General features: G+C 64.9%; 18 protein-coding genes. 10 read left to right on the forward strand and 8 right to left on the reverse strand.

Annotation, left to right across the window (positions count from 1 at the left end):
* Positions 1 to 11: 11 nt before the first annotated feature.
* Entirely contained in the window at positions 12 to 503 is a 492-nt protein-coding gene (locus JQ573_RS07080) for a MaoC family dehydratase (protein WP_212311098.1), read from the reverse strand.
* Between the two features lie 169 nt (positions 504 to 672).
* Between JQ573_RS07080 and JQ573_RS07085 the strand changes: the two genes are divergently transcribed.
* The 3 genes from JQ573_RS07085 to JQ573_RS07095 all read left to right on the forward strand — a co-directional run bounded on the left by JQ573_RS07085 (position 673) and on the right by JQ573_RS07095 (position 3631).
* Positions 673 to 1443, forward strand: a complete 771-nt coding sequence (locus JQ573_RS07085; protein ID WP_212311097.1) for an IclR family transcriptional regulator C-terminal domain-containing protein — start codon at positions 673 to 675, stop codon at positions 1441 to 1443.
* 118 nt (positions 1444 to 1561) lie between these two features.
* The gene (locus tag JQ573_RS07090; RefSeq protein ID WP_212311096.1) at positions 1562 to 2899 is read left to right on the forward strand and encodes an amidohydrolase; all 1338 of its coding nucleotides are present in this window, start codon (positions 1562 to 1564) and stop codon (positions 2897 to 2899) included.
* A gap of 105 nt (positions 2900 to 3004) precedes the next feature.
* On the forward strand, positions 3005 to 3631 hold the full coding sequence (locus JQ573_RS07095) for a pyridoxamine 5'-phosphate oxidase family protein (protein ID WP_212311095.1): 627 nt from the start codon (positions 3005 to 3007) through the stop codon (positions 3629 to 3631).
* 121 nt (positions 3632 to 3752) lie between these two features.
* On the opposite strand, the gene JQ573_RS07100 is transcribed toward JQ573_RS07095, so the two are convergent.
* Positions 3753 to 4178, reverse strand: a complete 426-nt coding sequence (locus tag JQ573_RS07100) for a hypothetical protein (protein ID WP_212311094.1) — start codon at positions 4176 to 4178, stop codon at positions 3753 to 3755.
* A gap of 280 nt (positions 4179 to 4458) precedes the next feature.
* On the opposite strand from JQ573_RS07100, the gene JQ573_RS07105 reads away from it, so the two are divergent.
* Complete coding sequence (locus JQ573_RS07105) at positions 4459 to 5631, forward strand: M20 aminoacylase family protein (protein WP_092125137.1); 1173 nt, start codon at positions 4459 to 4461, stop codon at positions 5629 to 5631.
* Positions 5632 to 5958: 327 nt separating this feature from the next.
* Here the strand turns inward: JQ573_RS07105 and dapD are convergent, their stop codons facing one another.
* Together dapD and JQ573_RS07115 are read right to left on the reverse strand one after the other, a co-directional pair.
* Positions 5959 to 6966, reverse strand: a complete 1008-nt coding sequence (gene dapD / locus JQ573_RS07110; protein ID WP_249778723.1) for a 2,3,4,5-tetrahydropyridine-2,6-dicarboxylate N-succinyltransferase — start codon at positions 6964 to 6966, stop codon at positions 5959 to 5961.
* 171 nt (positions 6967 to 7137) lie between these two features.
* A complete protein-coding gene (locus JQ573_RS07115; protein WP_212311093.1) occupies positions 7138 to 8319 on the reverse strand; it encodes a cytochrome P450 in 1182 nt (393 codons plus the stop codon).
* Between the two features lie 138 nt (positions 8320 to 8457).
* On the opposite strand from JQ573_RS07115, the gene JQ573_RS07120 reads away from it, so the two are divergent.
* Positions 8458 to 9366, forward strand: a complete 909-nt coding sequence (locus JQ573_RS07120) for a LysR family transcriptional regulator (protein WP_212311092.1) — start codon at positions 8458 to 8460, stop codon at positions 9364 to 9366.
* A gap of 87 nt (positions 9367 to 9453) precedes the next feature.
* Here JQ573_RS07120 and JQ573_RS07125 read toward each other — a convergent pair whose 3' ends face one another.
* Both JQ573_RS07125 and JQ573_RS07130 read right to left on the reverse strand, forming a co-directional pair.
* Complete coding sequence (locus tag JQ573_RS07125) at positions 9454 to 11076, reverse strand: inorganic phosphate transporter (RefSeq protein ID WP_212311091.1); 1623 nt, start codon at positions 11074 to 11076, stop codon at positions 9454 to 9456.
* A 593-nt stretch (positions 11077 to 11669) separates the two neighbouring features.
* Positions 11670 to 13103, reverse strand: coding sequence for a UdgX family uracil-DNA binding protein (locus JQ573_RS07130; RefSeq protein ID WP_212311090.1), 1434 nt, complete (start codon positions 13101 to 13103; stop codon positions 11670 to 11672).
* Positions 13104 to 13358: 255 nt separating this feature from the next.
* Here JQ573_RS07130 and JQ573_RS07135 point away from each other — a divergent pair, with 255 nt between their 5' ends.
* The 3 genes from JQ573_RS07135 to JQ573_RS07145 all read left to right on the forward strand — a co-directional run bounded on the left by JQ573_RS07135 (position 13359) and on the right by JQ573_RS07145 (position 19384).
* Positions 13359 to 14153 carry an ImuA family protein gene (locus JQ573_RS07135; protein WP_212311089.1) on the forward strand — a complete coding sequence of 265 codons (795 nt, stop codon included), beginning with the start codon at positions 13359 to 13361 and terminating at the stop codon, positions 14151 to 14153.
* Complete coding sequence (locus JQ573_RS07140; protein ID WP_409334637.1) at positions 14044 to 15831, forward strand: Y-family DNA polymerase; 1788 nt, start codon at positions 14044 to 14046, stop codon at positions 15829 to 15831. The genes JQ573_RS07135 and JQ573_RS07140 overlap by 110 nt, the downstream gene beginning before the upstream one ends.
* A 70-nt stretch (positions 15832 to 15901) precedes the next feature.
* Positions 15902 to 19384, forward strand: a complete 3483-nt coding sequence (locus tag JQ573_RS07145; RefSeq protein ID WP_212311675.1) for an error-prone DNA polymerase — start codon at positions 15902 to 15904, stop codon at positions 19382 to 19384.
* Between the two features lie 181 nt (positions 19385 to 19565).
* On the opposite strand, the gene JQ573_RS07150 is transcribed toward JQ573_RS07145, so the two are convergent.
* Both JQ573_RS07150 and JQ573_RS07160 read right to left on the reverse strand, forming a co-directional pair.
* Positions 19566 to 20336 (reverse strand): SDR family NAD(P)-dependent oxidoreductase, encoded by a 771-nt coding sequence (locus tag JQ573_RS07150; protein ID WP_212311088.1) that lies wholly within the window; start codon positions 20334 to 20336, stop codon positions 19566 to 19568.
* 952 nt (positions 20337 to 21288) lie between these two features.
* Complete coding sequence (locus tag JQ573_RS07160) at positions 21289 to 21576, reverse strand: hypothetical protein (protein ID WP_050626238.1); 288 nt, start codon at positions 21574 to 21576, stop codon at positions 21289 to 21291.
* A 143-nt stretch (positions 21577 to 21719) separates the two neighbouring features.
* Here JQ573_RS07160 and JQ573_RS07165 point away from each other — a divergent pair, with 143 nt between their 5' ends.
* Both JQ573_RS07165 and JQ573_RS07170 read left to right on the forward strand, forming a co-directional pair.
* Positions 21720 to 23141, forward strand: coding sequence for a CoA transferase (locus tag JQ573_RS07165; RefSeq protein WP_212311087.1), 1422 nt, complete (start codon positions 21720 to 21722; stop codon positions 23139 to 23141).
* A gap of 151 nt (positions 23142 to 23292) precedes the next feature.
* Positions 23293 to 24540, forward strand: coding sequence for an efflux RND transporter periplasmic adaptor subunit (locus JQ573_RS07170; protein ID WP_212311086.1), 1248 nt, complete (start codon positions 23293 to 23295; stop codon positions 24538 to 24540).
* The last annotated feature ends 111 nt before the right edge of the window (positions 24541 to 24651 follow it).

Here is a 24651-nt window from a genome sequence, read left to right on the forward strand (position 1 = left end):
CGTGATCCTCCTTAGATCGGACGGATGGTCTGGCCGCGACCCGAGCAGATCACGTCGCCATGCTGGTTGAAGAAGACGTTGTCGTGCACCACGAATAGCCGCTCGCGCTTGATGAACTTGTCGAGCGCGCGGGCCTGCAGGGTGATGGTGTCGCCGGGGCGGGCAGGGATGTTGTAGCTCCACGACTGTCCGGCATTGACGGTGCCCGGCGAGCGCATCCAGTCGTCGGCCGGCGTGCAGGCGAACATCAAGAGGATATGGATCGCGGGCGGGGCGATCAGTCCGCCATAGGGCCCGGCCTTCGCGACCGCCTCATCCAGATAGAGCGGATTGGTCTCGCCGACCGCACGGCAGTACAGCGCGATCGCTTCCTGCGTGAGCAGGTAGGGCAGCGTCTTGCGCGGCTCGCCGGGGACGATGTCGTCCCACACCTTGCGCAGCTTCGCGTCCTTCCAGAAATCGGTTTCGAACGGGGTGGCCGCAGAACTTTCTGCTTGCGCCATCGAGGATCCTCCTGCTATTCAGTTCGCCAGGCGAACAGTTCATTCGCTGTGTGAATTGACGCTAGCGCGGTCGGGAGCCCCTGACAAGCGGGCAGCGCCGCGTCATGTGCAGGCAGCCATGCGGGCTGCGATGTGATGAGCAGAACGACAGCCCGAACCAGATGACGCCATGAGCAAGGAGAGTGACGGCTTCGTGCGTGCGATCGCGCGCGGCTTCTCGATCATCGAGGCGCTCGGCAAGCCGCCGGGCCGGCACACGCTGGCGGAGGCCGCCGACACCGCAGGTCTCAACCGCGCCACCGCACGCCGCATCCTCGCGACCCTGGTGGCGCTGAAATATTGCGCCTCGGATGGACGCTATTTCAGCTTGCGGCCGCGCGCGCTCGGGCTCGGCCTGTCCTATCTCAATGCATTGCCTTATTGGGCGCATGCGCAGCGCGCGCTGGAGAATTTGCGCAACGAGATCGGCGAGTCCTGCGCGATGGCGGTGCTCGATGAGGATGAGATCGTCTATGCGCTGCGTCTGCCGGCGCGGCGGATTCTGTCGGCCAATCTCGGCGTCGGCAGCCGGCTGCCCGCGCATCTGGTGTCGCTCGGCCGCGTCATGCTCGCGGCGCTCCCGCCAGGCACCCGCGAGGCTTATCTTGCGACCGGCGGCTTCAGGCAGGTCACGCCGCGCACCGTGACCGATCCGGAGCGTCTCGGCGAATTGCTCGCACGGGCCGAGAGCGACGGCTACGCCTGGGTCGATGGCGAGCTCGATCCCGCGATCTGCGGCATCGCCGTGCCGCTGCGCGACCCGGCCGGCGCGGTGGTCGCGGCGCTCAGCGTCAACACGATTTCGGGCACGGTCAGCGAGGCCGGCGCGCGCAAGAAATTTCTGCTGCCGCTGCGCCGCACCGCACAGGAGATCCGCAGCCAGATGCTCACCTCAGGCTAGGTGCGCACACGCTCTGGATCAGTCATTGTTTCCGATCACCTTGCCTGCTTAGATCGCGGAGCCGAGCCCGGCCTGGCGCTCGGGGTGCAGTATCCGGGTTTCGGCTGGAGCGATTGCCATGAACAAGATTGTTCTCACGCTGCTTGTGTCCGCCGCGCTCTGCGCGTCATTGCCGCTGCGGGCCAATGCTGAACTCGATGTCGCCGCGCTGAAGGGCGCCATCGAGAAGTCGGTCGAGGCGGACTATCCGAAACTCGACGCGCTCTACAAGGACCTTCACGCCCACCCCGAGATCGCGTTTCAGGAGGAGAAGACCGCGGCCAAACTGGCTGCCGAGATGCGGGCGCTGGGCTTCGACGTGACGGAGCACGTCGGCAAGACCGGGCTGGTCGCGATCTACAGGAACGGCGAGGGCCCCACCATCATGGTGCGCACCGAACTCGATGCGCTGCCGATGGAAGAGAAGACCGGCCTTCCCTATGCCAGCCACGACAAGACCACATGGCAGGGACGGGAAACCTTCGTGGCTCACAGCTGCGGCCACGACATCCACATGGCGAGCTGGGTGGGTGCGGCCAAGACGCTGGTCGGCCTGAAAGACCAATGGCACGGCACGCTGATGTTCATCGCCCAGCCGGCTGAAGAGATCGTGGCGGGCGCCAAGGCGATGCTGGCGGATGGTCTGTTCACGAAATTTCCAAAGCCGAATTTCGGCTTCGCCTTGCACGATGGCCCGTTCGCCTATGGAACGGTGCGCTACCGCGTCGGGATCGGCTCATCCGCCGCCGATGGCCTCTACATCAAATTCCGCGGCCGCGGCGGGCACGGTGCGGTACCGCAGGCGACGATCGATCCCGTGATGATGGCCGCGCGCTTTGTCGTCGATGTTCAGAGCGTGATCAGCCGCGAAAAGGACCCGACCGAATTCGGCGTGGTCAGCATCGGCGCAATTCACGGCGGCACTGCGTCAAATATCATTCCTGATGATGTAGTGCTGCTCGGCACCATTCGCACCTTCAAGCCCGAGGTGCGCGCCAAAATGCTTGCAGGCATCGAGCGGACGGCGAAGGCGGTCGCCGCCATGTCGAATGCGCCGGAGCCTGAGATCAACCTCGCCGAAGGGACCAAGGCCGTGATCAATGATCCCGACGTGGTCGGAACGGCGGAAAAGGTGCTGAAGGCGGCGTTTGGCGACAAGTTCGCAACCTCGCCGCCCGGCACGCCCAGCGAGGATTATTCGGAATTCGTCAGCGCCGGTGTGCCGTCGATGTTCTTCAATATCGGTGTCTACGAGCCGGAGCGCGTCGCCGCGGCCCGAGCGGGCAACGGCCCGCCGTTGCCGACCAACCACTCGCCGCTGTTCGCGCCGGTACCGGAGCCGACCATCAAGACCGGTGTCGAGGCCATGACGCTTGCCGTGTTGAGCGCGTTCGACCGGCACGCGCGAGGAAATTAGCCGTCTGCGGCCGGGTGCGCCCAGGAGATTCTGCTGCCGCTGCGCCGCATGTTCTCGCCGTGCCAAAACTTGCAGACCGGTTGCTCAACTTGCTGGAGGATTCTTGTGGCAGACCCAATCCGCGCCCCTTTCTACCACGACGGAATGCGTGAGTTGCAGGACCGCTTCGACGGTCGTCGCGTCGCCGACGGCCTCGAGAAGCATCGTCTCCACTTCGAATTCTGGGAACAGGAGCGCAAGCTCATCGAGGAGACGCGATTCTTTTTCATCGCGACGAGCTATCAGGATAACGTCGATTGTTCGATGCGTTGTGGCGATCCCGGCTTCGTGAAGATCACGGGGCCCGACACGCTTGAATACCCCGAGTATGACGGCAACAACATGTACCGCACACTCGGCAATATTCACCGCAACCCGAACGTCGGGTTGCTGTTTGTGCGCCTCGACGGCAAGACGTTTCGCGCGCGCATCCGAGGCAAGGCAACGATCCACGACGGCGCGGACACGCTTGCCCGGCATCATGGTGCGAAGCTTGTCGTCAGCGTCAAATGCGAAATCTTTCCGAATTGCCCGCGCTACATTCCGGACATGATGGGCGCGTCAGCGGATGTGGCGGCGAATCCGTTCGTTCCTCGGCCCGGCTACGAGCCGCCCGCACCGGAATGGAAGAGCCGGGATTACCTCAAAGACGTACTTTCGAAATACGATCCGCATCGGAAACGCGACGCATAGCGGGCGGGCTCCTCGTGGCAAGAGCGGATATTGCTCTGCGCCGCGCTTCGAGGGCAAAGCGGACGCGGCTTCCAATCTTGCGCGCCCCAAGCGGATATGGGATCGGCGGAGCAACACTTGGTCAAGGCAGCGGCGCCATGTAGGGAATGCTGCCGACCAATACGAACACCTGAACCGCATTGCACAGCATGCCGCCCCAATGCAGCCGGCGCAGCCGCCGCACCGCGGTGGGATCGCCAAGGTCTCTCGCGTTTGCCTCGGCATCGAGCCGCCGCAGAAACCATCGGCGCGCCAGCACCGCGAAGGCTGCGATCAACGCAATGCAAAGCGCGACAGCCGGCCGGCCCGCCGCGGCAAAGGCGAGCGTCCCGATCACACCCGAGACAGTCAGCACCAGGAAGTAGGCATTGAACATGCCGCGCAGCAGGCGGGTGACGGGCGGGACGTCGAGCTTCACGAGCAGGAACGCGGGAGCCGCGAGCAGGAAGTAGCCCATCGGCACCAGCAGGATGATGGTGGAGAACAAGACCGCTTGATCCGGCGTCATGCAGCCGCGCCCTTCTTTGAAGGCTAGGGGATTTCGGTGCGGAAACCTGAAGGAGTATCCGCATGAGAAATCCGCGGCACTATTGGGCTTTGGTCGGATGTGATCCGTCCGGCCAGACGTTGGCGAATGGACGAGGCCACCCGGCCCCCATGTCCTGGGCACATTCGGCATCCCATTTGCGAATGCAGGGCCCAGGCCAGAGGCATGCCACATCTGTTGGGTGGACCGGCTCTTGCATGCTAGACAGGACTTACGTCCAACCTCTGAGGCCAGAATTCTCATGCCCATCGTGAACCGCGTCGCCGATCTGCAACCCGATATCCAGGCCTGGCGCCGCAACATCCATGAAAACCCCGAACTGCTCTACGACGTGCACCGCACTGCATCATTCGTGGCCGACCGGCTGCGTGAATTCGGCTGCGACGAGGTCGTGACCGGGCTCGGCAAGACCGGCGTGGTCGGGGTCATCAAGGGCAAGAAGGGGGCGGCCAAGGGCGACGTCAAGGTGATCGGCCTGCGCGCCGACATGGACGCGCTGCCGATCCACGAGGAAACCAACCTGCCTTACGCTTCGAAGACGCCGGGCAAGATGCACGCCTGCGGCCATGACGGCCACACCGCGATGCTGCTCGGCGCAGCACGCTATCTCGCCGAGACGCGCAATTTCGCCGGCGATGCGGTCGTGATCTTCCAGCCGGCCGAGGAGGGTGGGGCCGGCGCGGCCGCCATGATCAAGGACGGCTTGATGGACCGCTTCGGCGTCCAGCAGGTTTACGGCATGCACAACGGTCCGGGGATTCCGATCGGCTCGTTCGCGATCCGCTCCGGCCCGATCATGGCGTCCACCGACGAGGTCAATATCAACATTGAGGGGCTCGGCGGCCACGCCGCGCGGCCGCACAAATGCATCGATTCGGTGATGGTCGGCGCGCAACTGATCACCGCGCTGCAGTCGATCGTGTCGCGCAGCGTCGATCCGCTCGATTCCGCCGTGATCTCGATTTGCGAATTCCACGCCGGCAATGCCCGCAACGTGATTCCGCAGACCGCGGTCTTGCGCGGCACCGTCCGCACCCTGACCCCGGAGGTCCGGCAATTGATCGAGAAGCGCATCGGCGAAGTGGTCAAGGGCGTGGCGCAATTGACCGGCGCGCGGATTGATCTCGACTACAAGCGCGGCTATCCCGTCACCGTCAACCACGCCTCGCAGACCGAATTCGCGACCCGCATCGCCAAGGAAGTGGCCGGGGACGGCAATGTGCATCCGATGCCGCCGCTGATGGGTGGCGAGGATTTTTCGTACATGCTGGAAGCGCGGCCCGGCGCCTTCATCTTCTGCGGCAACGGCGACAGCGCCGGCCTGCATCACCCCGCCTATAATTTCAACGACGAGGCGATCGTTTACGGCACCTCGTATTTCGTGAAGATCGTGGAGGACGCGCTGGCGGCGTGATCCTTGCCGTTGGTCGCTGCGCTACCTCTCAATCGGCATTGCCTGCGACAAACGTGAAGCGTTTGCGCAAGGGAGCGTGGCGACGAAGCAATCCATGCTTCAGCGAGCGAAGAGATGGATTGCTTCGCGGAGCCGCTCATCGGGCGCGCGTTCGCGCGACCCGTTGGCTCGCAATGACGAGCCAGTGCGCGTACTCATGAGTTCTCATGATGTCCGCTTCGCTCCGCTAACGGCCGCTTTGTGCAGCAGCAGCAAATGACGCGAGGGGCCAGAAGGCGACGTCGCTGACGCGCCACATGTCGCCGGCGACGTCTTCGAGTGAGCTGCCTAGCCGTGAAGTTGCGAGTTGAGGCCGTCCCAATTTGCTGTGCGTCTGGTTGCCTCGAGAGCGCCGCTCTGGGAGTTGCGACGAAACAGAAGGCCCTTCTGGCCTGAGAGTTCTTTGGCTTTCAGCACTCGGCCATCTTCCAAAAGGATGCGCGCGCCTGCCGTGACATAACAGCCCGCCTCGACGATACAATCGTCACCCAATGAAATGCCGATACCGGCGTTGGCGCCGATCAGGCAGCGCTCACCAACTGTAATCCGCTCTTTCCCGCCCCCGGACAGAGTGCCCATGATCGACGCTCCGCCACCAACGTCGCTGCCGCTTCCCACAACCACACCGGCGCTTATCCGGCCTTCGACCATGCAGGGACCGAGCGTACCTGCATTAAAATTGCAAAAGCCTTCATGCATGACGGTCGTGCCCGGCGCCAAATACGCTCCGAGCCTTACGCGATCCGCATCTGCAATTCTCACGTCCGCAGGCGTCACATAGTCAGTCATGCGCGGAAACTTATCCACGCCTGTCACCTCAAACGCGAGGGCGCGCTTTCGTGCTATCAGTCGTGCGTCCGGTACACGAGAGCATTCACAGGGACCGAGGGTCGTCCAGGCAACGTTAGGTAACTGACTGAAAATTCCATCAAGGTTCAGGCAATTCGGCTGAACGAGCCGGTGGCTCAGTAGATGGAGTCGAAGATATGCGTCGTGCACATCAGTTGGCGCAGATGCAAGGGAGCCAATTTCCGTACGGATTGGAACGATGTCGACATTGCGGACGTCGTCGTGTCGCGCATATCCGTCTGCCGACTCACCCAACGATCTGTTGAGCTCGTCCTTCGTCAGCCGTACCGTTGCCGCCTTGTCGGCCTCCGCGACCAGGCGCAGCTGAAGGAACCAGGAATCCAACACGCGACCGTCAGCGGCAATCGTCGCAAATCCCTCGCCGCTCGCGCCCCTCAGCTCTATCGCCATTTGCATGCTCTCATTACGACCCTGCACATAGTGCATACGCGAGTTCTCCTGGAATTGGCAACTTCTGCACGCTCAGACACGTCCGCTTTGGGCCATTTTCGACGGATTGAGCGCCGACAGGTGGTGTCCGCTTCTGGCCGTAGGCCTGGGCCGGGCCGAGGGCGTTGCGTCTGGCTGCGGCCTAATGAGTCCGCGTCCCGGACGACCTCACGCATCCCATCGCACCGGCAGCGTCACCGGTCCGCGGAACGCCCAGCCGCGGACGACCGGCGGCGCCTCCGCGCGGAGGCGCAAGTTGGGCAAGCGCGCGAACAGCATCGGCACCACGATCTTGCCGACGGTGAGCCGCGACACCCAGGTGCCGGCGCAGAAATGCGGTCCGGCGCCGAACGCCAGATGCGATTGCTTCGGTCGCGTCACGTCAAAACGATCGGGCTCGGCGAAGCGATTGCCGTCGCGGTTCGCGGCGCCGACGCAGAGCCCGATCTGAAGGCCCTCGGGCAGCGTGGTGCCGGAAAGATCGACATCGCGCGTGACGCGGCGCGGATACATGCCGATCGGCGAGATCCAGCGCACCGCTTCCTCGAGCGCAGCGGGCCATAGTTCCGGCTTCGCCAGCACGCTGTCCTTCTGCGCCGGGTTTTGCAGAAGACCGAGCACGAGGGTCAGGATCGCATCGCGCGGCTCGTTCAGCCCGCCGCCGATGATCACCTTGATGTTGGCGCGGATTCCCTCGATCGGCATCGGCGGATCGGCGTTGACCATCGAGGACAGGATCGAGGGGGTGGGATGGCTGCGGTGATCATCGAGCACCGCGTCGATCGCGGCGTCGACATCGGCGCTGGCCTGCATCGCCTTGCGCTCGATCCCGGCATCGGCAGCGTAATTGCCCGCGCCGTCGATCAGCGCCTGTGACCAGTCGGCCAGGGTCTGCCACGGCATCGCGCGAAAGCCGATCATCGCCATCAGGCTGCGCGAAGCCATCGGCGCGGCCAGCGCTGAGAACAGATCGGCCTCATCGGCCGCGGATAGGGCATCGATCAGCTCTTGCGCGATCGCGGTGAATTTCGGCGCCCAATACTCCTTGATCGTGGCCGGGCGGAACGAGGGCTCGATCGCCTTGCGGCCGATCGCGTGCTCGGCGCCGTCCTTGCGCATGAAGGTCGGCCCCATCACCTTGTTGACCAGCGAGGTCGGATTATCGGCCGAGTAGGTCGCGGGGTCGCGCTCGATCCGTACGATGTCGTCGAAGCGCGTCACCAGTGTCAGCCTCGCGGGCTCGACGAACACCGCCGGCGCCAGCTCGCGCAGGCGGCGGAAGATCGGATAGGGGTCGTCGAGCAGATCCGGATACGCGATGTCGGTGACGACGGGCACGGTGCTGGTCATTGGTCCTCCCGGAGCGCTTTTTCGCGAAGCCTAGCGCCAGCTCCAGCAATCGTTCAATTCGATGGGATCGATATAGGCCATCGAAATATTCCATGACATCGTGCTAGGTTGGGCCGCCAGCAAGGCGGGAGGTGCAGCGTGGCAGCCAATTCCTCGATCGATCCGATCGACATCGGGACCTTGCGGACGCTTGTACTGGTCTACGATTTGCAGTCGTTCTCTGCGGCGGCCAAGCGGCTCGACGTCAACCAGTCCACCATCAGCTACGCGGTCGAGCGGCTGCGCGGCGCGCTCGGTGATCCCTTGTTCGTCCGCAACGGCAATGGCGTGACCGCCACCGAACGCTGCGCGGCGCTGGTCGCCTGGGCGCGGGACATGATCGGCGAGATCGATGGGCTCGCCTCACCGGCTGAATTCGATCCGGCGACGGCGCAGGGCAGCGTGACGATCTCCTGCAACTATCACGAACGCCAGACCCTGATGCCGCAGTTCACTGCGCGGCTGCGTTCCGGCGCACCACGGGTCCGTCTCGTCCTGCTCGATGCCGCGGGCCATGGCGACATCCATCTCAAGCAGAACCAGTGCGACATCGTGCTCGGTCCGGTCGGGGTGGTCGGCGAAAGCTTCTTTCGGCGCCATATCCTCACCGATCACTATGTCTGCGTGATGGATCCGGCCAATCCGCTGGCACGCGGCCGGATCGCATTGTCGGCCTACGGCAAGGCCGAACACGTCTTTATCACCCATAGCGGCGAGTGGCAGCCGCTCTATCTCGAGGCCCTCGAGGCGAGGGAGATCGAGATTGAGCCCGCGGTCAGCCTTCCGAACCACGACAGTCTGGAGCGCATCGTCGCCGGCACAAGGCTGGTCGCGACGATCCCGCATCACCTGGCGCGGGCGATGGGCGGCGGCCTGCACGTCGCTTCGCTGCCGTTCCGCGTGCCGATCTCGATCGACATGTACTGGAGCGCCCGGACGGCCAAATCCGGCCTGCACAAATGGGCGCGCGGACTGCTGGCGGAGGTCGCGAAAGTGTACGCCGCCTGAGCGCGCCGCGACCGTCAAAAAGCAAAAGGCCCGCACCTGACGTGCGGGCCTTCGTCCGGTGCGATGCCGCGCCGAAAGCGTGTCGCATCAGAACACGTGGTAGAACACGTAGTACAGACAGCCCGAGATGATCATCGCGGCCGGCAGGGTCAGCACCCAGGCCATCGCGATGTTGCGGATCGTCGCCCATTGCAGACCGGAGCCGTTGGCGGCCATGGTGCCGGCGATGCCTGACGACAGCACGTGCGTGGTCGAGACCGGCAGGCCGTAGCCGTCGGCCGCCGCGATCGTCGCGGCTGCCGTGATCTCGGCGCAGGCGCCCTGCGCGTAGGTCAGGTGGGTCTTGCCGATCTTCTCGCCGACGGTGACGACGATCCGCTTCCAGCCGACCATGGTGCCGAGGCCGAGTGCGATGGCGACGGCGAACTTCACCCAGCTCGGGATGAACTTGGTCGCGGCATCGAGCGAGCCCTTGTACTCGTTCAGCGTGGCGACGTCGGCGGCTGTCAGCTCGGCTTCCTTGTCCTTCATCAGGAAGCGGATCGCCTCGGACGCCAGGTACATGTCGTTACGGGTGTTGCCGACCGCATCAGCCGGGAACTTGGCCAGCGAGCCATACTGGGCGACTTGCTGTCCAATGTCGCGCACCAGCACCGCGAGCGACGGATAGGTGCCTTCGTTGATCTGGTGCTGCGCGACGTAGTTGGTCACGGCCGGGCGCGGATTGCCGATCACGTTGTAACCGGCGGCCTTGCCTTCGATGACCTTGCTGGCCGAGGTGGAATGCGCGGCGAACTGCTCGATCTGGCTCGCGGGCAGGGCGCGGTTCAGCGCGTAGGCGGTCGGCACGGTGCCGATCAGGATCAGCATGATCAGGCCCATGCCCTTCTGGCCGTCGTTCGAGCCGTGGAAGAAGCTGACCAGCGTGCAGGTAAGGATCAGGATGCCGCGGATCCACCACGGCGGCGGCTGGTTGCCGACCGGCTCGCCGAACAGCGCCGGTGTCGCACGCGCCAGCACGATCTTGAGGATGTAGAGCAGGCCGGCGGCGAGCGCGAAACCGAACAGCGGCGACAGCAGCAGCGCCTTGGCGATGTTGGTCGCCTGCGACCAGTCAACACCGGAGGTGCCGTCGCGGCCGCGCAGCAGCGCGTTGGTGATGCCGACGCCCATGATCGAACCGATCAGGGTGTGCGAGCTCGAGGCCGGCAGGCCGAGCCACCAGGTGCCGAGATTCCAGATGATGGCGGCGATCAAGAGCGCGAACACCATCGCAAAGCCGGCGCTGGAGCCGACCTGCAGGATCAGTTCGACCGGCAGCAGCGACACGATGCCGAACGCGACGGCGCCGCTCGAGAGCAGCACGCCGAACAGGTTGAACATGCCCGACCAGACCACGGCGATATGCGCCGGCAGCGAGCGGGTGTAGATCACGGTGGCGACCGCGTTTGCGGTGTCGTGGAAGCCGTTGACGAATTCGAAGCCGAGCGCGATCAGCAGCGCGACGAACAGCATGATGTAGGGCAGGAACGACGTGACGCGCGTGCCGGTGGCGTCGACGTCGGCATAGATGCTGTAGGCAACGAACAGCAGCGCGGCTGCGACCACGCCCAAATAAATGATCCCCGTCATGGGGTGGAAGCCCTTGTCGAGGTCCGGACCCTTTTTCAGGGCGGGCTCGATCGAGCCGGGTAACGCCATATCGCTCATGGTAAACTCCTGTCCCAATGCCTCCGATTTTGATCGATGCATATGACAGGCAATTGAAATCCGCCCCGCGAAATGAACCGGCCACCCATAACGGTGGACATCCCGCCGAATTGTTGTGCAACGCATTGAAGGTCCACGGGCCTTCGTGGCCTCGTGGCAATCTTCAGCAACAGACGATCACCGATCGCGCAATGATCGTGACTGAAGTCACTGTCCGGGTTTCGCGGAGCGAGACATGCGGAAGGCGAGGGCGCCGGCAGCGAGACGTCGGGCCCGCGAAGCCACGCCACCGGGAATCAAGGTCACTGGAAATCCCGGCAACCAGGAATTCAAATAACCAGAAATCCGGCGCGTGCCGCGAGCAGGTGACTGAGGAGGGGAGGATTGCGAGATGAGGTGGCGCGCCGCACGATTGGGGCTAGCAAACCGCGCAGCGCGCCCGCCTCAGGTACGTCATGGCGTGAACATGACGCCCGATACCTATGGAACATGTCACAGTATCACGGATCAATTAAAGGTTGTAGGTATTTGTCGGCGTCCAGAGACAATTTCACGTTGAAGTGTGGTCCCTGGTTCCGCCGGATTGGCGCAACTCAGGCCGCGCGGGTCGCATTGCGCAACTGATCTGCGGCAATTTTCAGGTCGTCAATAAAGCGCTGATATTCCAGCGCTTTGGCTTTCTCGTCTGGCAGCCGCAACAGGTAGGACGGATGTACGGTGACGAGCACCTTGGTTCCGTCGTGATCGATCAGGCGGCCGCGGTTCTTGTTGATCGGGGTGATTTTGCCGAGCACGCTCTGCGCTGCGGTGGCGCCGAGCGCCACCACGAGTTCCGGCCTGATGGCGTCAAGCTCGCGCGCGTACCACTGACGGCAGGCGCGGATCTCCTGTGTGCCCGGCTTCTGGTGCAGCCGAATCTTGCCGCGCGGCACGAATTTGAAGTGCTTCACCGCGTTGGTGATGTAGACCTTGGCGCGCGCGATGCCGGCGTCCTCAAGCGCGCGATCGAGCATCTGCCCGGCCGGTCCGACAAAGGGATGGCCTGCGAGATCTTCCTTGTCGCCGGGCTGCTCGCCGACCAGCATCAGCGTGGCGCTTTGCGGCCCTTCGCCGAACACGGTCTGGGTTGCGTCCTTCCACAGCGGACAGGCGCGACAATCGGCGGCCTCTTTGCGCAAGGCAGCGATCGTGTCGTGAACTTGCATGTCGTGAGTTTGCTTGCGGGCCATCGGCTCATCCTGCGGCTTCCGCGGCTCGGCCGCCTTGCGTGCGATGAAGGGGCCGCTGGTCATGCGCATGGCGTCTTCGATCAGCGGCTTAATGATCGAGTCCTCGGGCAGGTTCCTCCAATAGGCCTGCGGCATCTCCATCACTTTCAGCCGCGCGGGATTGAAGAGGCCGTTGTCGTGACGCCGCCAGACCTCCTCGAGCCGATCCTCGCTCGGCACCTCGGATTTGGCGACGCCCGGCGAGATCGAGATCGCGTGCCCGTCCCAATGCGCGCAGACGTCGGGGGTCAGGATCGACCACGGCATGTCGGCGAAGCGGCCGGCGAAGAAAGGTGCGGCGAACTCGACGATGCGATGCTCCGGCTCGAACCAAGCGACGTAATGCGCCGTCCGTTCGCGGCCGATCTCGCGGAAGCGGAGCTGCGCGTGCATCCTGTCGATGTCGCCATAGACCGCGCGCGCCATCGCGTGGACCTCGGCTACCTCGGGATCATCAGTCGCGCTGAGCAGATCGTGATGGCTGCGCAGCCGCCACAGCAGGCGATAGAGCAGGGCGAAGCGCTCGTCATTGCGATGCAGGATCGCGGTCTTTGCGAGCTCGACAAAAATGGCGGGGACATTGAACTGCGCCTGTGGTGCATCGGGCAAGTCATTCACGCAGGAGGCTGACGAGGGTTCGTCGTCCTTGCGTACGGTCCACGTGACCTCCGCAGGATTCACGCCATTCAGCGCCAATCGCCGCGCGGCCTTGCGCCAGCCCTCGAAGTCGGTGTCGTTGTCGAGCACGATGATACGCATGCGATTGCTCCGTTTCCGTCACGCCGCCATTTTCGGGGCCTGCCGCGCCTGACTTGCGGAAGATCAGGTCCATCCGGTTCGGCTGCTGCTGAATCCCATTGATTCCACTCATGAATCGATGAGCTCACCAATCCGATTGACTCCGCGGGCCCTGTTAGCTTTATATTAGAACGTATCATGAACAAATGAGCCAGTCCCTGGTTCTCTGTTCAGATCAGTGACGGCCTCAAATTTTGGTTGAGAAGGAGCGGCGCAATGAACGGCGCACGCACGGGTACGCTTGCGTCTCTGCGCGGCAGCATCGCGCGCATCGAGGCGCCATCGGAGGCGGCGATGCCGAACCGCATCGCGCTCGGACACACGAGCGCGGACGCGATGCTGCGCGGCGGGCTTGCGCCGGCCGCGCTGCACGAGGTGTTCGCGGCCGGCCATCAAGGCGGCGCGGCGACCGGCTTCATCGCCGGGCTCGCCGGACGGGTGTCAGCGCGCAAGCCGCTGGTCTGGGTGCGGCAGGATTTTTCCGATCGCGAAAACGGCGCGCTGTCGATGCGCGGGCTGGCCGAGCTCGGCCTCGATCCGCGCCTCTTGGTCACCGTGCGTGCCGCCGATGTCGACAGCGGCCTGCGCACCGCGGCCGACGCGCTCGCCTGCGATGCGCTCGGCGCGGTTGTCCTCGAGATCTGGGGCCATGCGCGCCAGCTCGATCTCGTCGCCAGCCGCAAACTGACCCTGGCCGCGCAAGCCTCCGGCGTCACCGCGCTGGTGCTGCGGATCGCGGCGACTCCGATCCCCTCGACCGCGGAGACGCGCTGGATCGTGCGCGCGGCGCATTCGCCGCCCGGCAATGCTGCCTGCGCCTGGGGCGCGCCGCGCTTCGATGCCGAACTCGTGCGCAACCGTCATGGCCCGGTCGGGCGATGGATCATGGAATGGAAATGTGATGAGTGCCAATTCAGTGAACCGTCGGCGTATCCTCAGCCTGTGGCTGCCACGCCTGCCCATCGACCGCATCAAGCGCAAGCTCGCGCAGGACATCGCCTCGCAAGCTGACGCGCATGCCGTTGTGCCAACCGACACACGGGCGGTGGTCGGGCTCCCTCTCCCGCTTGCGGGGGAGGGTTGGGGTGGGGGTCTCGCCACGAGTCCCGCTGAGGGGAGAGCCCCCACCCGGATCGCATCTCGCGATGCGATCCGGCCTCCCCCGCAAGCGGGAGAGGCGAAGAAAGAACTTCGGTTCTCACGAGAACTCCCCAGTGTCGTGGTCGCAAAGGACCACAACGCGATCCTGCTGCACGCGATCGACGAGGCGGCGGTGCGGGCCGGGTTGTCGATCGGGCTGCCGCTCGCCAATGCGCGGGCGATCTGCCCGGAGCTTACGGTCTACGACGCCGATCCCACCGCCGATCTGAAGACGCTGAACGACATCGCCGACTGGTGCGACCGCTTCACGCCGCTGGTCGCGCTCGATCCGCCTTATGGCCTGTTCCTCGACATCACCGGCTGCGCGCATCTGTTCGGCGGCGAGCGCGCGCTGCTGCAGATCGTCATCAATGCGCTGAGCCGGCGCGGCTTTGCCGTCAGCGCGGCGATTGCCGGCACCTCGATCGCGGCGCGCACGCTGACGCGCTATGCCTCGGGGCAGGTCATCGCCGATGGCGCGGAGGCGGAAGCGGTCGGCCCGCTGCCGGTGTCGGCGCTCGGCGCCGATGCCACTGTCACCACCGGCCTGCGCCGCGCCGGCCTGAAGACCATCGGCGATGTCGCCTCGCGCGCGCCGCATGAGATCTCGGCGCGGTTCGGCGCTGATTTCACGACCCTGCTCGGCCACGCGCTCGGGCGGGGCGATGCCCCGATCAGCCCGCGCAAGCCGCTGCCCGATTACATCGTCGAGAAACGTTTCCCCGAGCCGATCGCGACCGACACCGTGATCGCGCTGACGCTCTCAAGCCTCGCCAAGACGCTGGTTGCTGCGATGGACAAGCAGGGCAAGGGCGCGCGGCAGCTGGAAGCGAGCTTCTTCCGTACCGACGGCGCGGTGCGCGCGATCATGGTCGAGACCGGGCGGCCGGTGACGCGGCCCGAGATGATCGACCGCCTGTTCCGCGAGCGGCTCGATGCGCTCAATGATCCGCTCGACCCCGGCTTCGGCTTCGATCTCATCCGCCTCGCAGCCGGGCGTACCGAGATCGTGGTGCAGCAGCAGCGCGATCTCGACACGTCAGTGCACGACAATGACGAGATCTCGGCGCTGATCGACCGCATCGCCGCCCGTATCGGGGGCAAGCGCGTCGTCGTGCATCTGCCGCTCGAGAGCCATATCCCCGAACGATCAGCGCTCGCGCTGCCGGCGCAGCATCATCTGGCCGCGGCGAGCGCGGCCGCCTGGCCGGAGCGCGTCGTCGGCGAGCCGCCGCTGCGGCCGCTCAGGCTGTTCGAGCGGCCCGAGCCGATCAAGGTGCCGTTCGCGAGTGTGCCGGACGGTCCGCCGCACCAGTTCACCTGGCGGCGCGCCTTGCATGCGGTGGTGCGGGTCGAGGGCCCCGAGCGCATCGCGATGGAATGGTGGAAGCAGGACGGCGCGGCGCTGACGCGCGATTACTTCCGCGTCGAGGATGCCGAGGGCCAGCGCTTCTGGATCTTTCGCGACGGCCTCTACGAGAGCGAGCTGCGCGACGAGGAAGGCAAGCCGGTCCCGGCCAACTGGTATGTGCACGGGCTGTTCGCATGAATATGCAGAGCGTTTTCGAGCGAAGTGGGAGCCGGTTCGCGTGAAGAAAACGCGTCAAAACAAGAATCTGATGCCCGACTATGCCGAGATCGGCATCACCAGCAATTTCTCCTTCCTGCGCGGCGGCTCCGATCCGCGCGCCTATGTGCATCAGGCGAGCGAACTCGGGATTCCCGTGATCGGGCTCGCCGATCACAACACGCTGGCCGGCGTGGTGCGCGCCTGGAAGGAGCTCGACAGCGACAAGGTCGCCCATCCGCCCAAGCTTCTGATCGGCGCCCGCATCGTCTTCGTCGACGGCACGCCCGACATCCTGGTCTATCCGCGCGACCGCGCCGCCTACGGCCGGCTGTGCCAGCTCTTGACCCGCGGCAAGCGCGGCGGCGGCATCGAACGGATCGAGAAGGGCGACTGCCGTCTCGCCCTGTCCGATCTCGTCGACTTCGCCGAAGGCCAGCTCTTGGTGCTGGCGCTGCCGCACCGTTTCGAGGCGGAAAAAGCGCTTGATCTGCTCGCGCAGCTCAAGGCCAGCGCGGCCGACGGTGTCTGGCTGGCGGCAAGCCTGCTCTATCGCGGCGACGACAGGCGCCGCCTCGCGCGGCTGCATGGCCTCGCCACTGACGCCGGCGTGCCGCTGCTCGCCACCAACGAGGTGCTCTACCACCATCCCGCGCGCCGTCCGCTGCAGGATGTGCTGACCTGCATCCGCGAAAAGACCACGATCGAGGCTGTCGGCCGCAGGCTCGAGGCCAATGCCGAGCGGCATCTCAAGCCGGCGCATGAGATGATCAGGCTGTTCCGCGACTGGCCTGCCGCGATCGCGGAGACCATGCGCTTTGCGAAACGCATCTCGTTCTCGCTCGACCAGCTCAAATACCAGTATCCCGACGAGCCGGTGCCGCCGGGCAAGACCGCGCAGCAGCATCTGGAAGACCTGACCTGGGCCGGCGTCGACAAATATTTCGGCGGCGAGATCGACGGAAAACTTCGCGCCACCCTGAACAAGGAGCTCGCGCTGATCGCCGAGCTGAAATACGCGCATTACTTCCTCACCGTGCATGACATCGTGCACTATGCGCGCAGCCAGAACATCCTGTGCCAGGGGCGGGGCTCGGCGGCGAATTCGGCGGTCTGTTACGTGCTCGGTGTCACCTCGGTCGATCCGACCAAGGTCGATCTGCTGTTCGAGCGCTTCATCTCCAAGGAGCGGCTGGAGCCGCCCGACATCGATGTCGATTTCGAGCATTCGCGGCGCGAGGAGGTGATGCAATATGTCTATCGCCGCTACGGTCGCCACCGCGCCGCGATCATCGCCACCATCATCCATTATCGACCGCGCAGCGCGATCCGCGACGTCGGCAAGGCGCTCGGGCTGACCGAGGACGTCACCGCGGCGCTCGCCGACACCGTGTGGGGCAGCTGGGGCAAGGGCCTCAACGACATGCAGGTGCGCCAGGCCGGGCTGGACCCGAAGAACGCGATGATCAACCTCGCGGTCGAGCTCGCCACCGAGCTGATCGAATTTCCGCGCCATCTCTCGCAGCATGTCGGCGGCTATGTGCTGACCCAGGACCGGCTCGACACCTATGTGCCGATCGGCAATGCCGCGATGGACGACCGCACCTTCATCGAATGGGACAAGGACGACGTCGACGCGCTTCATATGATGAAGGTCGACGTGCTGGCGCTGGGCATGCTGACCTGCATCCGCAAATGCTTCGACCTGATCGATGACCACAAGGGCGAGCGCTGGGAGCTCGCCAGCGTCCCGCAGGACGAAAAAGAAGTCTACGACATGCTGTGCCGCGGCGAGTCGCTCGGCGTGTTCCAGGTCGAGAGCCGCGCCCAGATGAACATGCTGCCGCGCTTGAGGCCGCGGACGTTCTACGATCTCGTCATCGAGGTCGCGATCGTGCGCCCCGGTCCGATCCAGGGCGACATGGTGCATCCTTATCTGAGGCGGCGAAACGGCCAGGAAAAGGTCAGCTATCCAGCGCCGGCGCCGGACCAGGGTAACAAGGACGAACTCTACAACGTGCTGCACAAGACGCTCGGCGTGCCGCTGTTCCAGGAGCAGGCGATGCGGATCGCGATCGAGGCGGCACATTTCACCTCGGAAGAGGCGAATGGTCTGCGCCGCTCGATGGCGACCTTCCGCAACCTCGGAACCATCGGCAGCTATGAGGAGAAGCTGGTCGGCAACATGGTCGCGCGCGGCTACGATCCGGATTTCGCCCGCAGCTGCTTCGACCAGATCAAGGGCTTTGGCAGTTACGGCTTCCCGGAAAGCCATGCCGCGAGCTTCGCGCAGCTCGTCTACATCTCCTCATGGCTGAAGCATCATCATCCCGATGCGTTCTGCTGCGGCCTGCTCAACTCGCAGCCGATGGGCTTCTATGCCCCGGCGCAGATCGTCGGCGACGCCCGCAAGAACGGCGTCACGGTGCGCGAGGTCGATGTCTCCTTCAGCTTTGCGCAGAACACGCTGGAGGAGCGCGACGGGAAGCATTGCGCAGTGCGGCTCGGCTTCCGCCAGATCGACGGATTTCACTGGCTGGATGAGGACGAGGAGAGGCTGAAGCAGTTACAATCGTCATTCCGGGATGCGCCGTCAGGTGCAGGCCCGGAATCCATTTCTCAGCATAGACGTGGCCCGATGGATTCCGGGCTCTCGCGGAGTCTGTCATCGGGCCGCGCTTTGCGCGGACCCGTTGGCGAGCCCCGGAATTACGGGGAGAAAGACTGGGCCGACCGCATCGTCGCCGCGCGCAACCGCCGGCCGTTCACCTCGCTGGAGGACTTCGCCCGCGACACCGCTCTCCCCAAGCGCGCGCTGATCCTGCTCGCCGACGCCGATGCGTTCCGCTCGCTCGGGCTCGACCGCCGCGAGGCGCTGTGGGCGGTGCGGCGGCTGCCCGACGATGTGCCGCTGCCGCTGTTCGAGGCCGCTACCGCGCGCGAGCAGCCGGATGAGGGCGCAAAACCGCTGCCGGAGATGCCGCGTCCCGAGCAGGTGGTCGCCGACTACCAGACCATCCGCCTGTCGCTGAAGGGCCATCCGATGGAATTCTTGCGCGAGATGTTCACCAGAGAGCGCGTCGTCGCCTGCCACACCATCAACCGCAGCAACGACCGCCGCCGGGTCAGTTGTGCCGGCGTCGTGCTGGTGCGGCAGCGGCCGGGCAGCGCCAAGGGCGTCGTGTTCATGACGCTGGAGGACGAGACCGGCATCGCCAACATCGTGGTGTGGCCGAAGGTAATGGAGCAGTATCGGAAAGAGGTGATGGGTGCGCGCCTGATCCTGGTCGAGGGCTACATCCAGAGCAGCCCCGAGGGCGTGACGCATCTGGTGGCGCAACGCATGACCGACCGCTCCCACGATCTGATCGGCCTCGCCAACGAATCCCTCAGCAGCAAGCATCCGGTGCCGGCGGGCCCGGCGCTGATCGAGCCGCTCAACGACATCAGCCGCGATCACGGCGACAACCCGCCGCAAAGGATCCGCCACCCCCGCAACGTCCGCATCCTGCCGCCGTCACGGGATTTCCATTAGTCATCGCGCGATGACGGTGGCTGTTGAGCCCGCTATCTCCCCAACGTCGTCCTGGCGAAAGCCAGGACCCATAACCACCGAACTTTGTTGTTGCAGGGATTGTAGCCCCAGCGTCGCCCAACAACGACAGTTGGGGTAATGGGTCCTGGCTTTCGCCAGGACGACGGTGAAGTTGTGCCTCTTAAAAATTCACCCGGTTCGAGATCGCGCCGTCGACGACGAGGTTCGAGCCGGTCGTGAACGAGGAGGCCGGGCTCGCCAAAAACACCGCGGCGTTGGCGATCTCCTGCGGCGTCGCCATGCGGCCGGTCGGGTTGCGGGCCAGCGCGTCCTGATAAATCTTCGGCGTGTTCTGCTCCACCATGTTCCAGATGCCGCCCTTGAAATACACGGTGCCCGGCGACACCACGTTGACGCGGATTTTCTTCGCCGCGTACTGCCGCGCCAGTCCCTTCGCCATGTGCACCAGCGCCGCCTTGATCGGACCGTAGGAGCCGGCGCGATCCGCTTGCGCTGCCGAGATCGACGAGATGATGATGAAGGCCGCGTCGCCGGTTGTCTCGCCGCTCGTTTCGAGGAACGGACGCGCCGCCTCGAACGCGTTCACCGCGCCGAGCACGTCGAGCCGGAAATTCTGCTCCCACGACGCCGGATCGCCGCCTTGCGCCATCGCGCCCGCATTGGAGAACATCATGTCGATGCTGCCCAATTCGGTTGCGACACCGGCAATCCACGATGTCAGCGCCGCGGCGTCGGTGATATCGACGGCCGCGCCGGTGACACGCACGCCGGCAGCCTTCAACTCGGCAACGCTGGAAGCAACCTGCTCGGCATTGCGCGCACAGACCGCGACGCCGACGCCCTCACCGGCCAGCGTCGCCGCAATGGCCCGCCCGATGCCGCGCGTGCCGCCGAGCACGATGGCGTTTCGTCCCTTCAAACCCAGATCCATTCGGATGTCCTTTCTGATGCGCGCGGACTGTAGCGACCCACGCAGCATTGCGCGACCTCGATATTCCCTCGCGTCACGCGATTTTCATTGTAGCCAAGCGCATACGGCAAGGTCGTCGGCGCCATCGGCGTCAGCGGCGGTTCGGGCTCGCAGGACTATGTGATCTCGCTCGCCGGCCTGGCCGCGTTGAAGTAGGGCGCATGACGCGATGCTTCTGCCGGGCTTCGGTCCGGCGGAAGCTCTCGCGGAATTTTGTTCGGCTTTTCAGAATTTAACTTGACGCCGCACCCAACTCAGATGTTCAATGTGCCCGTCTCACCCGACACGAGGGGCGCTTCGCGGTCGTCACGAACGTGGGTCGAGATGCGGTGGACGCCGATTGCGCAACTGACGAGTGCGGATGAAGCGGACGGTGAAGTCGTGTGGTCCTGACGCCCTAGTGGTAGGTGTCTTTTCACATTGCGCGATGCGCGTTGTGAAGACGGTGACAAACAAGCCCAGTCTCGCCGGGGAGAGCACGAAATAAGCCGTAAGCCATCGCGCAGGGAAAGCCGGATTGCTCCGGTTACACCTGTGGTCCTACCCCCGTGCTTTCTACTTTTGCACGGGGCCCATGGGTGCGATCGGCACCCGGCTTTCCCTGCGCCCTCTTCTCAAGGAGAGGGCGGCACACGAAGCAAACCTCGGGCGGATCGCGCCGCGAGAGTGCTCATCCGCGACTTACGTGCGAATGCTTACACGAAGCTTACAACCGGCTCAAATTCGGTGTCGTCCCGGGCAAGCGAAGCGCGACCCGGGACCCATAACCACAAATGTTGATTGTCTCGAGACGCTGGGGCCACAGCGTCGTGTAACGATGATCACCTGTGGTTATGGGTCCCTGCTTTCGCAGGGACGACGGTTGAACGTGGTCCTGCATTCGCAAGCGGATGATTTCTTCGGCAGCTGCCTGCTATTCCACCGCGGCCCCCACCGGCGGGCCGCCCGGTGGGCGGTGCAGGAAGGTGATCGACGCATAGGCGCCGACCCACGAGCCGGCCGCTGCGAAGGCGACGTAGAGCCAGTTCTCGGTGTAGCTGATCACCGCATAGGAGGAGAGCACGTACCAGACGCTGCTCCAGGTCGCGGCCGGCACGCGCTTGCGCGCGACGACTGCCGAGGTGAACATGACGTAGACCGCGTCGGTCGCCGCGGTCGCGAGGAAGACGCCGCCGGCGGTGAGGGGATCAATGGCAGCCATTGCAACTCCTGTTCGGGTCGGGCAGAGCTAAGGCCTGGTCCGGGAAAGTGTGATCTGTCCAAATAGGGTATGACGGTTGGGGACCGGGCATTGCCATTTTGTCATCATGCTCGGGCATAGAATAATCGCAAACAGGAATGCGCATGCAGGACATCCGTGAAATCCTTTCCGATGTCTGGACCGGCACCGGTGGCGCGCCGTCCGCGCTCGACGCGGTCGCCCTGACCGGCAGCGAGCCGCAATTGCCGTCGTCGTTTCGGGTCGCCGCGGCGGCGCAGGTACCGATTGCCGCGGCGGGCCTTGCGGCGGCCGAGATCTGGAAAACGCGCAGCGGCGAGCCGCAGGGCGTCGCGGTCGACATGCGCCATGCCGTCGTCGAATGTCGCAGCGAGCGATATCTGCGGGTCGACGACAAGCCGCCGCCGCCGGCCTGGGACAAGATCGCGGGCGTCTACCGTGTCCGCGACAACCGCTTCGTCCGCCTGCACACCAATTTCCCGCATCACCGCGACGCCGTCTGCAAGGTGCTCGGCTGCAGCGCCGAGCGCGACGATGTCCAGGCCGCGCTGCTGCAATGGGACGGCGAGGCGTTCGAGACCGCGGCCTATGCGGCCGGCGGCGTCGTCGCCTTGATGCGCTCATATGACGAGTGGTCAGCGACGCCGCACGCAAGAGAACTTGCAAGACTGCCGCTGATCTCGATCGAGAAGATCGGCGAGGCCGCGCCAAAGCCGTGGCCCGCGGGGAAGCGGCCGCTGGCCGGCATCCGGGTGCTCGATCTGTCGCGCGTGATCGCCGGCCCCGTCGCCGGCCGCACGCTCGCCGCGCACGGCGCCGACGTGCTGCTGATCTCCGGTCCCGATCTGCCTGATATCCCCTGGCTCACCATCGACACCGGCCGCGGCAAGCTGACGAGCTTTCTCGAACTGCGCAGTGAGGAGGGGCGGGCCGTGATGCGCGGTCTCGTCGCGCAGGCCGATATTGTCTCGCAGGGCTATCGTCCGCAGGCGATTGCGCGGCTCGGCTTCTCGCCGGAGGAGGCGGCCCGCATCAATCCCGGGATCGTCTATGTGACGCTCTCGGCCTATGGCCATGCCGGTCCATGGGCGGAGCGGCGTGGCTTCGACTCGCTGGTGCAGACCACGACCGGCTTCAATCACGCCGAGGGGCAGGCCGCCGGCGTCGACGGACCGAAGGAATTGCCGGCCCAGATGCTCGACCACGCCACCGGATACTTCATGGCGTTCGGCGCCATGATGGCCAGGGCACGCCAGGCGCGCGAGGGCGGCAGCTGGCACGTCCGCCTGTCGCTGGCGCAAACCGGGCGCTGGCTGTGGAATCTCGGCCGGCTCGAAGGAGGTCTTGCCACCGAGGACCTGAAGGCGGATGCGGTGCAGCCCTTCATCGAGCGGCTTCCGTCCGGCTTTGGCACGCTGAGTTCGGTCCGGCACGCCGCGATCCTGTCGCGCACCCCGGCCCATTGGTCCCGCCCGGCGATGCCGCTCGGCAGCCATCCTGCTGAGTTTCCCGCCCCAGGGTTTGCTGCCCCGGAGTTTCCCGGATGAGACATTCAGTCGCCATTCAGGCAATCCGAACTTTAACCACGCGCACCGCCGAAGAGCGATTTTTAGGTTGTTTGAAACGCCAATTCGGCACTATTAGCGCACCGCTGGGGTTGTCCCGCCGGAAGCTGCAACGATCGACCCCGCGGACCGCATGCTGAAAGAGTTTATCAAGCGAATGCAGAGCTTTAGCCGCCCGCGCCTGCTCGTGGCCACGGCGGTGCTGGTGGTCGCCTGCGCGGGCGCCTATGGCTACACGCGGTTCGGCTCGGACAAGCAGGCACCGTCGGAAGTCTCCAGCCAGTCCCGCAAGGGCGGCACGCGCTATGCGCCATCGCCGGCCGAGTGGGCCAGCCTGACCTTCCAGACCGTGGCCGAGCACACCTTCCGCTCCGAACTGGTGACCGAGGGCAAGATCGGGATCGACGAGGACCGCTCCACCCCGGTCTACTCGCCCTATACCGGGCGGGTCACCCGCCTCCTGGTGCGGCCGGGCGATACCGTGGTGAAGGGGCAGCCGCTGTTCGTGATCGAAGCGGCCGACACCGTGCAGGCGCAGAACGACTACGTCGCCGCGACGACCGGCCTCAACAAGGCCCAGTCGGCGCTCGACCTGGCGCAGATCCAGGAGAAGCGCGCCAAGGACCTGTCCGAGGGCAAGGCAATCCCGCTGAAGGATTATCAGACCGCGCAGGCGGCGCTGGTGCAGGCGCAGAATGATGCGCGCTCGGCGCAGACGCTGCTGGAAGCCGCGCAGAACAAGCTGCACATCCTCGGTTTCGGCGACGAAGCCATCACGACATTGCAGCAGAAGGGCCGCCTCAATCCGGAGACGACGGTGTTCGCGCCGATCGGCGGCACCGTGGTCCAGCGCAAGGCCGGTCCCGGCCAGTATGTCTCGACCGGCGCCAGCGACCCGGTCTATGTGATCGGCGATCTCTCGACGGTCTGGCTGATCGCCTTTGTCCGCGAATCCGACGCCGACAATGTCGCAGTCGGGCAGGACCTCAGCTTCAGCGTGATGGCGCTGCCCGGCAAGGTGCTGAACGCCCGGGTCAACTATGTCGCCGCGGCGATCGACGCGACCTCGCGCCGGCTCCTGGTACGCGCCACCATCGACAACGCCGACAATCGGCTGAAGCCCGAGATGTTCGCCAATGTGACGCTGTATTCGAAGGGCGACCACCCGGCGGTCGGCGTGCCGAAACAGGCGCTGATCTACGAGGGCGATCAGGTTCGCGTCTGGATCGCGAAGGCCGACGACAAGACCATCGAGCTGCGCCAGATCAAGCCCGGCCTCATCAATGGCGACCTCGTCGAGGTCGCCGGCAATCTCAAGCCGGGCGAGCAGATCGTGACGAAGGGAAGCCTCTTCATCGACCGCGCCGCATCAGGTACCTAGCAGCATGATCCGGAAAAGTGGGAACCGGCTTTCCCTCGCGACAAACGCGGAACACGTTTGCGCGGAGACCATGCTCACCAAGAAAAATCCTCTCCGTTGAAAGTGCCGATC

Origin of the sequence: Bradyrhizobium sp. AUGA SZCCT0105 (assembly GCF_018129565.1) — a bacterium.
In the GTDB taxonomy this organism is placed as follows: Bacteria; Pseudomonadota; Alphaproteobacteria; order Rhizobiales; family Xanthobacteraceae; genus Bradyrhizobium.

What these genes read in the sequence shown, in the direction of transcription:
- JQ573_RS07080 (WP_212311098.1), bottom strand. Translation starts at nt 503, where the DNA reads ATGGCGCAAGCAGAAAGTTCTGCGGCCACCCCGTTCGAAACCGATTTC.
- JQ573_RS07085 (WP_212311097.1), top strand. Translation starts at nt 673, where the DNA reads ATGAGCAAGGAGAGTGACGGCTTCGTGCGTGCGATCGCGCGCGGCTTC.
- JQ573_RS07090 (WP_212311096.1), top strand. Translation starts at nt 1,562, where the DNA reads ATGAACAAGATTGTTCTCACGCTGCTTGTGTCCGCCGCGCTCTGCGCG.
- JQ573_RS07100 (WP_212311094.1), bottom strand. Translation starts at nt 4,178, where the DNA reads ATGACGCCGGATCAAGCGGTCTTGTTCTCCACCATCATCCTGCTGGTG.
- JQ573_RS07105 (WP_092125137.1), top strand. Translation starts at nt 4,459, where the DNA reads ATGCCCATCGTGAACCGCGTCGCCGATCTGCAACCCGATATCCAGGCC.
- dapD (WP_249778723.1), bottom strand. Translation starts at nt 6,966, where the DNA reads ATGCACTATGTGCAGGGTCGTAATGAGAGCATGCAAATGGCGATAGAG.
- JQ573_RS07115 (WP_212311093.1), bottom strand. Translation starts at nt 8,319, where the DNA reads ATGACCAGCACCGTGCCCGTCGTCACCGACATCGCGTATCCGGATCTG.
- JQ573_RS07125 (WP_212311091.1), bottom strand. Translation starts at nt 11,076, where the DNA reads ATGAGCGATATGGCGTTACCCGGCTCGATCGAGCCCGCCCTGAAAAAG.
- JQ573_RS07130 (WP_212311090.1), bottom strand. Translation starts at nt 13,103, where the DNA reads ATGCGTATCATCGTGCTCGACAACGACACCGACTTCGAGGGCTGGCGC.
- JQ573_RS07135 (WP_212311089.1), top strand. Translation starts at nt 13,359, where the DNA reads ATGAACGGCGCACGCACGGGTACGCTTGCGTCTCTGCGCGGCAGCATC.
- JQ573_RS07140 (WP_409334637.1), top strand. Translation starts at nt 14,044, where the DNA reads ATGAGTGCCAATTCAGTGAACCGTCGGCGTATCCTCAGCCTGTGGCTG.
- JQ573_RS07145 (WP_212311675.1), top strand. Translation starts at nt 15,902, where the DNA reads ATGCCCGACTATGCCGAGATCGGCATCACCAGCAATTTCTCCTTCCTG.
- JQ573_RS07150 (WP_212311088.1), bottom strand. Translation starts at nt 20,336, where the DNA reads ATGGATCTGGGTTTGAAGGGACGAAACGCCATCGTGCTCGGCGGCACG.
- JQ573_RS07160 (WP_050626238.1), bottom strand. Translation starts at nt 21,576, where the DNA reads ATGGCTGCCATTGATCCCCTCACCGCCGGCGGCGTCTTCCTCGCGACC.
- JQ573_RS07165 (WP_212311087.1), top strand. Translation starts at nt 21,720, where the DNA reads ATGCAGGACATCCGTGAAATCCTTTCCGATGTCTGGACCGGCACCGGT.
- JQ573_RS07170 (WP_212311086.1), top strand. Translation starts at nt 23,293, where the DNA reads ATGCTGAAAGAGTTTATCAAGCGAATGCAGAGCTTTAGCCGCCCGCGC.